Raw genomic sequence first — 12,131 nt, 5'->3', positions numbered from 1 at the left:
ACATTTTACCATATATGTACTATGGATCACTCTCATTGCAAATATTATAATACCATAAAAATTTTTGCATTTTTTTCTTCAAATTATTATAATTAAATTTTAATATTATGATTTATTAATTAAATTAGGAAGGAGGTCCATAAAAATGAAAAATATTATCCCTGCACTATTAGTCTATTTTATTGTTTGCGTTATTTCCGTTATCATCCCAGCATCTGAAGGCTATAATTATGTCGGCTGGAAGTTATTTGTTGGGCAAGTGTATGCGATACCTATTTTCTTCATTACTGCTATAATTACATTTTATATAAACAAGAAAAAATCTTACGAATAAACGATTATAAGGATAGCTAACGCTATCCTTATTTTAATTCGTTAATCAAATTTAGAATGACCCTTGCAGTACTTTATATCCTTTCTTCTAAAAAGTCAAACGCAACTTCTGTATTTCAGCGTTTAAACGTAGCTCCTCCGAGAGCCAGCTCTCTAATTCTGAAACCGACGTAATATTTCGTTCTAAAAGTGACTGTAATTTACTCTCCAAATCATTAAACATACACAATCCTCCCGTTTTTAATTTTCTGTTTTTTAGAGATAAAAAAGGACAAGTAGCCAATCTGACTACTTGTCCTTACTGTTCATCTGTACGCAATACGATTAAGCTTGGAATGCTTCTGTTAATACTGGTACGATTTGTTTTTTACGAGATACAACACCTTTTAAAGTAGCTGTGTTGTTTTCTAGTGATACGTTGTATGCTTTCTCAACAACGTTTGCTGCTTTACCGATCGCAAGACCGACAGAATCATTAGTTAAGATATCAGTTACAACGAATAAGAATAGGTCTAAACCTTTTTCTTCTACTACTGCAGAGATTACTTTTTCAAGTTCCGCTTGGTGTACAAGAACGTCGTTTGTATCAACAGCGTTTACTTGTGCGATTTCAACTTTCGCATTACCCATTTGGAATTCTTTAGCGTCAAGAGAGATTAATTGCTCCATTGTTTTTCCGCTTAAGTCAGCACCAGCTTTTAACATTTCTAAGCCGTAGTTATCTGCATCTACACCAGCGATTTGCGCTAATTCACGAGCAGCTGCTACGTCTTGTTCTGTGCAAGTTGGAGATTTGAATAGTAAAGAATCTGAAATGATTGCAGATAACATTAAACCTGCAACTTCTTTACGAATTGTTACGCCATTTTCTTTGTACATTTTGTTTAAGATTGTAGCTGTACAGCCAACTGGCTCACAACGATAGTATATAGGATCGCTTGTTTCAAAGTTAGCAATACGGTGATGGTCAATAACTTCTAACACACGAACTAATTCGATATCGTTAGCACTTTGTTGACGCTCGTTATGGTCAACTAAAATAACGTTGTCCACTTCGCTTGCTACTGTCTCAACAAAACGCGGTCCTTCTACTTTAAAATAGTCTAACGCAAATTGAGTTTCACCGCTGATTTCGCCTAAACGTACAGGCTCAGCATTCATTCCTAATTCTTTTTTCAATTCTGCATAAGCAATTGCAGAACAAATTGCATCTGTATCTGGGTTTTTATGCCCGAAAACTAGTACTTTTTCCATGTTTTCCACCTCTTCATGAAAAGGATATCTTAAAGAAGCAAATATGACAATATTTAAAGCATATTTTTTTATAAATAATTGCACTTTCTTCTATATTTTTCATCATTTTCATAAAAAAAATCATCTAAAATGAATTAGATGATCGAAATGTATGTTTCAATTAAAATAGTGTAGGAGCTTGCACTACATTGTTAAAAGCGAAATTTGAGGATAAGCCATTATTCAAAAGGTTTACATCTATAACTTGATAAAACGCATTTCCAGTGTCTGCAATTTCCCAAACAGCTAAAATAAGATGGTATCCACTACGGTCAGTTGGTACATTTGCTTCGTGCGTTACTGTTGTCCCTGGTCTAGCTCCACCGTCATTTTTCACATAGAATGGCACTAAATCTAAATCTGATCGCGTTAAAGGTTTATTTGGATTCCAACCTTTTTTCGTAATATAATATTTCCACTCTTTTGTACTATGAGGAGCCGTTAGTTTCCACTTGAATGTATTCGTCCCGCCATTTAACGTAACTTTCTTCCACCTATCTACAGTTTGAACATCTAAAGCGGGAAAATGACCAGCCCCTGCAATTTGTCCATCAGAAGGTCCTAGTTGCGGAAATCCACCTATCCCTTCTACGCTTTGTGGTTCATATTGAATCGGTCCACAATTTACATTTACCCCTTGCTTACATAAATAAGATCGGCTCGCTGGTGATTCTACATATCCATGAGCTGAAGCCTTTTCTGAAAATCCAAATGTTAATAATCCCGTAAGTAATACTCCACCACTTAAAATAACTTTCTTCATCTTTTGTAAACTATTCTTTTTCATACTTTCATCCCCTTCCGATAATAAAGCGAAAATAACTATAGTTGGCTAGTCATCTTCTCTACATTTATTATAAGACGAGAATCATTACTAAAAGAACCCTCTAAAAACTTTCTCAAATTCATTTAGTGCGTTAATTAGATTATAATTAACTATTTTAACACCACCAGAAAAATATAGACTGTGTTAAAAATAGTCGTTTATTATTCACTTATTAATAATTAAGCACTCTCCCCGTTTGATTATACCTTAAATGTTTTTATAATAAATAACCGTAGCATCTAACTTTCCATTCGGAGAAATTGCATACCCTGGTATTGTTCCAACTTCTTGGTAGTCTAGTGATTTATACAATTTATTGGAAGGATCTCCTTCTCTAGTATCTAATACTAAAAGAGACCTGTTTTCTTGCTTTGCTCGTTCCTCTGCTTTTTGCATAAGCGATCGTCCAATACCGTTACGTCTAAAGTTTGGATGAGTCATTAATTTGCAAATCTCGGCTCTATGAATTCCGTTAGGCTTAGTAACTAATTGTAATTGAATACTCCCTGCTACTTCGTTGTTTATTTTAGCCACATACAATATCACTTCTGGCGCTAATACTGTTCGCCAATACTTTGTTGCGTCTTTTTGTTCCAGTGGAGGCAAAAAACCAATTGATGCCCCATCATTTACAACCATTTTTAAAAGTTTCGAAAGTTCTTCCATATCATTTTCTAGTTGCTTTATTTCTTCAATTACTAAATTTCGCATTACTTTTCCCCCTTTTGTTTCATTGTAACAATTTTTAAAGAAGGAATAATGAAATAATAAGATGAATTTATAGAAAGATATGATTTTTTGTGAAAGGATAACGATATGAAATATATATTAGATAGAACGTACGCAAAAGAATTACTCGAATGGGCATATGAACAAAACCCGGGCCCTTGGTTTGAACATTCACTACATGTTGCTCATGCAACTGAAAACATAATTATAGAACTTATAAAAAAAGGGTACAAGCTAGATGCTGACATAGCATATAATGCTGCCCTTTTGCATGATATCGGAAGATACAAAGGTTTTACCAAATCGGTTATTCATTCCTATGATGGTTATATGTATATGAATGATTTAGGGTATACAGGAAACGCTGTTATTTGTGTGACACACTCATTCCCATGCAAAAATGAACATATAAATATCGCAGCGGAGTGGAGTCTCGTTCCTGACCATATGAGAAGCCGGTTAGTTGAAATATTAAATGAACATTGTAACTACGATTTATACAATAAAGTAATTACTCTTTGTGACGCTCTTGCTGATGCGGATGGCTTTACTACGCTGGAAAGAAGATTAATTTCTGTTGGTTTGCGTCATGGTACAACATCTCATACATCTTTACATTGGAAAGGGTTTTATGCGATTAAGAAAGAATTAGAAGCTTTAATCGGTAAGAGTATATACACAGTTCTTCCTGATGTAGAAAAATCTATTTATGAAGATATAGAATATTAAATTGAATACAAATTGAAAACGATAAAATTTGTATGTATGTTTCTAAAAAACTCTTTCAAAAGTGGAGGGATTTCTTATTAGTAAAATAGGATTTGACTTGATAAACCTTGAGAGGAATTTTGATTTTGGATATGAAGATATAAAAGAGATTTCTATGAGATGTAAATTTTCTAACTGTTCACATACAAATGAACCAAACTGCGCGGTTAAAAGAGCTATCTCTGACGGTGCTCTTTCTGAAGAAGTAGTTAACAGTTACTATAGAGATTTTAATGAGGCACATTATGTTTCTAAACAGAAAAATAAAACAAAAGCCATTGACTATATGAAGCAATTGAAGCTTTTTACAAAACCTTAAGATTAAATAGTTGTTATTTCTCATTCCTACTAAATTTAAAATTCTTCCATTATTATATAACCATAAATTGAACCCATCCTAGATAATTTTTATACTCAAATTTAATTTCACATAAAAAACGTTTTAAACATAAAGTTTAAAACGTTTTTTTATTCAATGCTTTTGATTTTTCAGTTCTGTTAAACACTCTTGCACTAAAGTTACCGCTTGACTCATCGCAGCTCCGCCAGCAAATGCTGCTGAAACACCACATGCTTCCAGAATCTCTTTATCCGAACATCCTTGATCAAGACAACCTTTTGTATGATAAATTGTACAATACTCGTCTTGCGTTGCTAAACTAATTCCTAATGCAATAAGTTGTTTTTCTCTTTTTGTTAAAGCACCCTCTTGAAAACAAGCTTGCGTGAACGCATTATATGTCTCAGCGATTTCAGGAATTTGATTTGTAAAACTACCTATACCTTCTTTATAATGATGTAGAATATCATTTATCGAACTATGTTGCTCATGTTCCATCTTATTCCCTCCAGTCATATTATCCATACCTATTGTAGTATGCGATGAAATGGAGGCAATATACCTTCTTTTAAATTAAGAATTTTCAGTTAATTTACATTATAATTTTAAATTATCATCTACAATAACTTTTTCTCTAGAACTTTTTCTTTCAACCTCTTTACTTCTTTCTTCCCAAAATGTTAATCCTTCAATCCCCACATTTTTAGGATTAAATACTGGGTCTTTCCCTTCTTTTTTCTGCGTTTCATAGTCTTTTAACACTTTTAATGCGATTTTACTTAATAATAGAATCGCGATTAAGTTTAACCATGCCATACTACCGATTCCTAAATCTCCGAGATTCCATAAAAGCGACGCTGATTCAACACTACCGATGTAAACCATAATTAAAAATCCAAATTTTAAAACTGGTTTTAACCAGCCATACTTCAATTGACGATCTAAATAAGTAAGTGTCGTTTCAGCAATATAGTAATAAGCGAGTAGCGTTGTAAATGCGAAAAAGAAAATCGCAATTGAAATAAATATTGGACCAAACCCTGTTATCACAGTTTCAACTGCTTGTTGCGTATAAATTGGACCTGCTTCCACATTTCCTATGTTTTTTACAATAGCGCTTTTCCCTTCAGGTATAACATTATACATACCTGTAATTAATATCATAAGAGCTGTCGCTGTACATACGACAATTGTATCAATATATACGGAAAACGCTTGAACTAATCCTTGTTTTGCAGGATGCGATACTTCAGCAGCAGCCGAACTATACGTTGCTTCTCCGACACCAGCAACGTTTGAAAATACAGCGCGTTTTACACCCCATGCAATAGCTGCACCCACAATTCCACCAAACATTTCATTTACACCAAATGCGCTAGAGAAAATTAAAGCAAACATACTTGGAATCTCCGTTACATTCGCAATTAATATGATACATGTAACAATTACATAACCAATTGCCATAAATGGAACAAGCATTTGAGAAACGCCAGCAATTCTCTTTACACCACCAAAAATAATTGCTGCTAGTAACACGACTAAAAATATACCAGTTATATATTTGTTAATACCATTAGAGTTTTCGAATCCAACTGCGATACTACTAGATTGAATACCTGGTAATAACATGCCATATGAAAGTGTTACAACTACCGCTACAATGACTGCAAACCATTTCATTTTTAAACCTTTCTCAATGAAATATGGAGTACCGCCGCGATATTCATTCCCTACTTTACTTTTGTATACTTGAGATAATGTTGATTCAACAAACGCACTCGCTGCCCCTAACAAAGCCATTACCCACATCCAAAATACAGCTCCAGGCCCGCCGAAAGCAATTGCTGTCGCTACCCCTGCAATATTACCAATTCCAACTCTTCCTGATAAGGCTAAACAAAATGCCTGAAAAGATGATATCCCCGTCTCTGAACTCTTTCCTTCAAATAATAGTTTAATCATCTCTTTAAAATAACGAATTTGCAAAAAGCGTGTTGCAATCGTGAAATATACGCCTGCCCCTAATGCAAAAACAACTAAACCGATACTCCACACTTGCCCTACTAACCATTCTACTAAATTCTCCATCCAAATCCCCCTTATCATTTTTTTAAAAAGCAATTTTGTATATAAGAAAACGGACAACTATTATCAAACTTTCTAGTTGTCCGCATCTTTCATTATTTCATCCCTCAATTTTTGTCAGTAAAACGCCCTATTACTTTATATTTACCCAAACACTTTTCACTTCTGTATAATTGTCAAGCGCATATGAACCTAATTCGCGGCCAATACCAGATTGTTTGTATCCACCAAATGGTGCAGCTGCATTTTCTAAGTTATAATCATTAATCCATACTGTTCCTGCTTTTAATTTATTTGCCACTTGATGACCCGTTTTGATATTTTGCGTCCATACACCCGCAGCAAGGCCATAGGATGAGTTGTTCGCTCGTTCAATTACTTCTTCTGTCGAATCAAATGGAAGTACAACAACAACTGGTCCAAATATTTCTTCCTTAACGATTGTCATATCGTCTGTAACATCTGTGAATACAGTTGGTTTAACGAAATAACCTTTTTCAAGCGCACGTTCGCCACCAGCCGCAACTGTAGCACCTTCTTTCTTCCCTTGCTCAATGTAATGTAACACACGCTCTTGTTGTTTCTTAGATACGAGTGGACCCATTTCCGTTTCTTTATCCATACCTGCTCCAAGTTTTACGTTGTTCGCCATTTTCACAAGTGCATCTACTACAGTTTCATAATGTTTACGATGAGCAAACACACGTGATCCTGCGCTACAATTTTGACCGTGATTATACATAATACCTTGGAATGCACCATTAATTGCTTCTTCCAAGTCCGCATCTTCTAAAATGATATTTGGTGATTTTCCGCCAAGCTCTAACGTTACATGCTTAATCATTTCTGCAGACTGACGCATAATATACTTTCCAGTAACAGTAGATCCTGTAAAAGCAACTTTATCAATGTCATGGTGATTTACAATTGCCGTCCCTGCTTCAGGACCAAATCCTGGTACAAAGTTTACAACACCGTTTGGAAATCCAGCCTCTTTAAAGAGTTTCGCTGTATACAGTAAAGATAAAGGCGTTTGCTCTGCTGGCTTTAATACGATCGTACAACCTGTCGCCAGTGCAGCTCCCATTTTCCAAGAAGACATAACGAGCGGAAAATTCCACGGAATAATCTGACCTACAACACCCACAGGTTCATGTCTCGTGTAATTTAAGTAATCTTTTGAAATTGGTATGGTTTGCCCAATAATTTTTGTAGCCCATCCTGCGTAATAACGATAATTTTCTACAGTCGCTGAAATATCATCATCAAGTGCTACTTGATATGGCTTTCCATTATCTAAAGCTTCTAGTTGCGCTAATTCTTCTCTATGTTCTTCAATTAAATCTGCTAATTTATAAATAAGATGCGCTCTTTCAGCAGTAGTCATTTCTGCCCACGGACCAGATTCAAATGCAGATCTTGCCGCTTTTACTGCAGCATCAATATCCTCTTCTTGCGCTTCACATACGACAGCTAGAACATCTTCTGTAGCCGGATTATACGTTTCAAACGTCTTTCCGCCAATAGCAGAAACAAATTCGCCATTAATAAACATTTTAATTTCTTCATTTAAGAACGCTTCCACTTTTGGTTTCAGCTCAATATTTGTCTTTAACATTATGTTCTCCTCCTTATTTAAACAGCTGCATGAGCTGCAATATTTGATAAAATCATTTGAAGCTTTTGATCTTCGTCAGCAGTTAACCCTAGTCTTGGATAGCGAGAAGGTCCTCCGGCTTGCCCATGTAATTCCATAGAACGTTTAACGATTTGAACATATTTCCCTGATCCTTCAAGAAACTCGCAAAGTGGTAAAATAGCATCGTTTATTTCCCACGCCTTTTCTAATTCACCATTTTGAAAATGCTCATACATTTTTGTAACGAGACCGGGAACGATATTTCCTGCTACTGAAACCCATCCCGAGGCACCAACTAAATATGATTCCATAACTAAATCTTCAGAACCACAGAAGACTTGGAAAGCCCCTTCACTTTGTCTTACTAAATCTCTTGCTTTTCGAATATCTCCGCTAGATTCTTTAATATGTGTAACATTTTCACACTCTTTTCCAATACGGAGCATTAGCTCTGTACTCATATCGACACCAGAAGTAAATGGGTTATTGTATAGCATAATTGGTATATTTACAGAGTTTGAGATTTCTTTAAAATGAAAATAAATCTCCTCTTCCTTCGGTTTACAATAGTAAGAGTTTATAATTAATGCACAATCCGCTCCGTGCGCTTCTGCATGTTTCGTATATTCAATTGTTTCTTTTGTGGTCTCTGCTGCAGTTCCAACAATGACTGGAATACGGCCATCAATTTCTTTCAACACAATTTCTACCATTTTAAATCGCTCTTCTTTTGATAAACTTACAAACTCTCCTGTACTTCCATTAATGATAATACCTGCAACCTTTTGTTCGATAAAGTAATTTACATTTTGTTTTACCCCATCCCAATTAATTTCCTGAAATTCATCCATCGGTGTTATTAATACTGGAAATGCCCCTTTAATTTTTTGCATATTTATCTCTCCCTATCACATTTTATTTTAATAAGAATCCTGCCGGAAACGGATCCGTAGGGTCTAATAGAAACGTCTGCATCCCTGTAATAAATCCTCTACTTTCAAAACGGAAAATGTATCCTAGTTCCTCCTTCTTCACTTTTTCCACAGTTATAAAACTATTAAATATACTTTCATTTTTAAAAGGTTTATCCGCCATATAATCATTTTTAAATAATGCATGAACATAGGAAACGATAGTAGAAACAAAACCTGGCGAACGTACGATAAAGTTATCTTCATGAAATGTAATCGACTTTATATGGTTCTTTTCTTTTTGCGAAGGATCTACTAAAATAAGCCTTTTTATTAGCGACTGTTTTTGTATAGCCTGCAGTGTAGCTTCTCCCCATCTTTTCAATTCAGAAATGTTTTCAACACGAATTTCTGGCGAATACGCACCTTTTTCTACAACTGCATATACTTTATCTGCTTGTATGAGAGAATAACTTACATTACCAACCTGTAAATTTTCCTCAATCAAATAGCAAAGTTTGCTTTCAAACGAAACAGATATAACTTCATCATTCTCTACATACGCATGAACTAAAAATATTCCAGATAACGTTTCAATTTTGTATTGATTGGACTCTCTCTTTTTTAAATACCCACTTTCGAGTAACATCGTTATTACCGCAACAATGCCCCCATAATGAAGCGGAATCGAACCTTCATGATTAAAAAATAATACAGCTGCATCCACTTCATTATGGATAGATGGAACGACAATACACCCATTCAAACCGATAAAACCACGTGGTTCATTTAATAAAAGCTTCATCTCTTCTGCTAATTCACCTGAAAATTGTTCATTTAATTGCTCCAAACTGTAGTAGTATTTGCACGGTACGTCTTTCATTACACGAAATGCCTCACCATTTACATGTACGTCTACTGCTGTATACATTTTTTGAATGTTCATTTTATATCCTCCGTTTCATGTTCCATCGGCGGAATTAGCAAAAATCCTTCTTTGAGTGGATCCATTTCATTGTAAAAAAATTTATGCATACCCATAAGCCAAGCTGATCCCGTAATTTTCGTTATGACAGCTTCAATATTTTCAACATGTGTCGTATTCACGACATATCCTTTAAATAAAGAACCAACGATACTCTCATGAATGAACTCTTCACCAATTTTGATTTCTTTCTGAGCGTATAATACAGCTAGCTTCGCAGATGTTCCTGTACCGCATGGGGATCGATCTATTCCGCCTGGTGGTACAACAACTGTATTTTTCACATGCGCACATTCATGAGTAGCATCTGTATAAAATTCAACATGTGTTAATCCTCTAATAAACGAATACTCTGGATGAATGATTTCAAACTTCTCATTAATTGTGTTTCTTATATGAATCGCCTTATCGATGATTGTAGATGCATTTTCTGGTATTAATTCTAGGCCTACTGACTTCGCATCAATAATGGCATAAAAATTCCCTCCATACGCAATATCAGCCTCTATAGTCCCAATGTCTTTCACTTGTACAGTAATATTTTTCAATAAAAAAGCTGGTATGTTACAGAAAGATACTTCTTTTGCTTTTCCATCTTGAACAGCAATACCTACTTCCACTAAGCCAGCCGGTGTATCTAGTTTTAAAGAAGTAATCGGTTCAACTACCGGAATTAAACCTGATTCAACTAACGCTGTACATACACCGATTGTATCGTGACCACACATCGGTAAATATCCACCTGTCTCTATGTATATAACACCTATATCAGCCTCAGGATGACACGGGTCTGTTAATAATGCTCCTGACATTACATCATGACCACGCGGTTCATTCATTAACAATTTTCGAATCCAATCATACTCCTTTTTCATATGTAACATCTTCTCTGCCATCGTCTCTCCAATCAACTTTGGAAGTCCACTAATTAATGTCCTCGTTGGATTCCCACCTGTGTGTGTATCAATCGTCGTAAAGACTCTTTGTGACCTCATCTGTTTAACACCCTTTCTGTAAAACGACTCAAACGAAGTGGTTCAATAGGAATAATTGTCTCTTTTTCATTTAATAACTCTTCAATTACTTTTCCAGTAACTGCTGCAAGACTAATCCCATCACCTTCATGTCCAGCGGCAATGAAATAATTCGGAATATGTTCCACTCGTGAAATAATCGGTAAATGATCTTCTGTCCACGGACGTAAACCAGCGTAAGAACGAATTACCATCATATCTGCCATTTTCGGATAAAAGCGAATTGCTCTATTTGCGATACATTTAATGACTTCATTATTTATCCTCGTATGAAATCCTACAAATTCACGACTACTACCAATTAAGAAATTTTGACTTTCAGTAGGCTCAAATACGAGCGCAACCCCGTATTTTTCAGTTAAAGCATCTACTTTTCGTTTTCCGCCAAATTTAGAAATTAAATAACCGAATTCCATTACTTTACGGCATCCTACGTGTTGTTGCCTTGAAGCTACAATAATATGCCCTTTTCTCGGTTCAATTGGTATATTTATATTTAACATCTGACCAATCTTAGGAGCCCACACACCGGCTGCATTTACAACTTGTTGTGCTGTAAAAGTTCCATTCGTAGTTTCTACAACAAATGAACCATCCGTCTCTATTTCCATACTCTTTACTTCCGTCTGCTTAAAAGCTTTTGCGCCAAACTTTTGTGCCTCTGACAGAAGCGAGAAAGCAAGGAGATATGGATTCACAGTTGAATCCGTCGCACATTCTAAACCGCCTAATAAATCCTCAGCAAAAAAAGGCGACTCTTCCCTTATATCTTGCCTATCAAGCATTCGAAACGGTAATCCAGCTTCTTTTTGCCGATTTACCCATTGCTGCGCAGCTTCCATCTCTTCGTCTGACTCACATACGAGAATACTTCCTGGTGCCCTATATTCAAATGAATGCTCTAATTCTTCACTTAAATCAGTTACTAATTTTTGACTTACTAAAGACATTTGACTATCAAATCCTGGGTCTTTATCAATGGCCAAAATATTCCCATCACACCGTGAAGACGTCCCGCTGACAAATTCCCCTTTTTCAATGATTGTTACGTCTCTTCCGTATTTTGAAGTGTAATAAGCGATAGAACACCCTATTATTCCACCACCTATAATTAAAACGTCGCAGTGCCTCACAATATACTCCTCCTTTCCCTAAACCTCTCACTTTCTTTTATGCAATTGACGTGCC

13 protein-coding genes are annotated in these 12,131 nt (G+C 35.5%); 3 read left to right on the top strand and 10 right to left on the bottom strand.

Translation table 11 applies throughout. The features are described 5' to 3' along the window. The first annotated feature begins 145 nt into the window (after nucleotides 1-145). Nucleotides 146-334 carry a DUF4017 family protein gene (locus HMAS_RS10335; RefSeq protein ID WP_000789485.1) on the top strand — a complete coding sequence of 63 codons (189 nt, stop codon included), beginning with the start codon at nucleotides 146-148 and terminating at the stop codon, nucleotides 332-334. A 323-nt stretch (nucleotides 335-657) separates the two neighbouring features. Here the strand turns inward: HMAS_RS10335 and ppaC are convergent, their stop codons facing one another. The 3 genes from ppaC to HMAS_RS10315 form a co-directional block, all read right to left on the bottom strand. Then, entirely contained in the window at nucleotides 658-1,587 is a 930-nt protein-coding gene (gene ppaC, locus HMAS_RS10325) for a manganese-dependent inorganic pyrophosphatase (protein ID WP_116344785.1), read from the bottom strand. Nucleotides 1,588-1,747: 160 nt separating this feature from the next. Next, nucleotides 1,748-2,413, bottom strand: coding sequence for a lytic polysaccharide monooxygenase (locus HMAS_RS10320; RefSeq protein ID WP_000742279.1), 666 nt, complete (start codon nucleotides 2,411-2,413; stop codon nucleotides 1,748-1,750). 246 nt (nucleotides 2,414-2,659) lie between these two features. Continuing rightward, complete coding sequence (locus HMAS_RS10315; protein ID WP_016122672.1) at nucleotides 2,660-3,163, bottom strand: GNAT family N-acetyltransferase; 504 nt, start codon at nucleotides 3,161-3,163, stop codon at nucleotides 2,660-2,662. A 105-nt stretch (nucleotides 3,164-3,268) separates the two neighbouring features. Between HMAS_RS10315 and HMAS_RS10310 the strand changes: the two genes are divergently transcribed. Next, on the top strand, nucleotides 3,269-3,910 hold the full coding sequence (locus tag HMAS_RS10310) for an HD domain-containing protein (protein ID WP_000874111.1): 642 nt from the start codon (nucleotides 3,269-3,271) through the stop codon (nucleotides 3,908-3,910). A gap of 61 nt (nucleotides 3,911-3,971) precedes the next feature. Then, nucleotides 3,972-4,268 (top strand): hypothetical protein, encoded by a 297-nt coding sequence (locus HMAS_RS10305; RefSeq protein ID WP_000398282.1) that lies wholly within the window; start codon nucleotides 3,972-3,974, stop codon nucleotides 4,266-4,268. A 153-nt stretch (nucleotides 4,269-4,421) separates the two neighbouring features. Here HMAS_RS10305 and HMAS_RS10300 read toward each other — a convergent pair whose 3' ends face one another. From HMAS_RS10300 to HMAS_RS10270, 7 genes are all read right to left on the bottom strand, one after another. Next, nucleotides 4,422-4,814, bottom strand: coding sequence for a carboxymuconolactone decarboxylase family protein (locus HMAS_RS10300; RefSeq protein WP_001999958.1), 393 nt, complete (start codon nucleotides 4,812-4,814; stop codon nucleotides 4,422-4,424). A gap of 72 nt (nucleotides 4,815-4,886) precedes the next feature. Continuing rightward, on the bottom strand, nucleotides 4,887-6,377 hold the full coding sequence (locus tag HMAS_RS10295) for an alanine/glycine:cation symporter family protein (protein WP_025709486.1): 1,491 nt from the start codon (nucleotides 6,375-6,377) through the stop codon (nucleotides 4,887-4,889). A 130-nt stretch (nucleotides 6,378-6,507) separates the two neighbouring features. Then, a complete protein-coding gene (locus tag HMAS_RS10290; protein WP_025709487.1) occupies nucleotides 6,508-7,992 on the bottom strand; it encodes an aldehyde dehydrogenase family protein in 1,485 nt (494 codons plus the stop codon). Nucleotides 7,993-8,009: 17 nt separating this feature from the next. Then, complete coding sequence (gene dapA / locus HMAS_RS10285; RefSeq protein WP_116344784.1) at nucleotides 8,010-8,906, bottom strand: 4-hydroxy-tetrahydrodipicolinate synthase; 897 nt, start codon at nucleotides 8,904-8,906, stop codon at nucleotides 8,010-8,012. A 22-nt stretch (nucleotides 8,907-8,928) separates the two neighbouring features. Continuing rightward, nucleotides 8,929-9,870 carry a proline racemase family protein gene (locus HMAS_RS10280; RefSeq protein ID WP_001025560.1) on the bottom strand — a complete coding sequence of 314 codons (942 nt, stop codon included), beginning with the start codon at nucleotides 9,868-9,870 and terminating at the stop codon, nucleotides 8,929-8,931. Beyond that, nucleotides 9,867-10,904: a proline racemase family protein gene (locus tag HMAS_RS10275; protein WP_116344783.1), complete on the bottom strand. Its 1,038-nt coding sequence runs from the start codon at nucleotides 10,902-10,904 to the stop codon at nucleotides 9,867-9,869. The genes HMAS_RS10280 and HMAS_RS10275 overlap by 4 nt, the downstream gene beginning before the upstream one ends. Then, nucleotides 10,901-12,076 carry an NAD(P)/FAD-dependent oxidoreductase gene (locus tag HMAS_RS10270; protein ID WP_001215265.1) on the bottom strand — a complete coding sequence of 392 codons (1,176 nt, stop codon included), beginning with the start codon at nucleotides 12,074-12,076 and terminating at the stop codon, nucleotides 10,901-10,903. The genes HMAS_RS10275 and HMAS_RS10270 overlap by 4 nt, the downstream gene beginning before the upstream one ends. Nucleotides 12,077-12,131 lie beyond the last annotated feature (55 nt).

Source organism: Bacillus sp. HMA207 (assembly GCF_003402455.1).
Taxonomy (GTDB): Bacteria; Bacillota; Bacilli; order Bacillales; family Bacillaceae_G; genus Bacillus_A; species Bacillus_A cereus.
The sequence above is the reverse complement of the archived record's forward strand: the minus strand, read 5'-3'. Positions and strand labels throughout refer to the sequence as shown.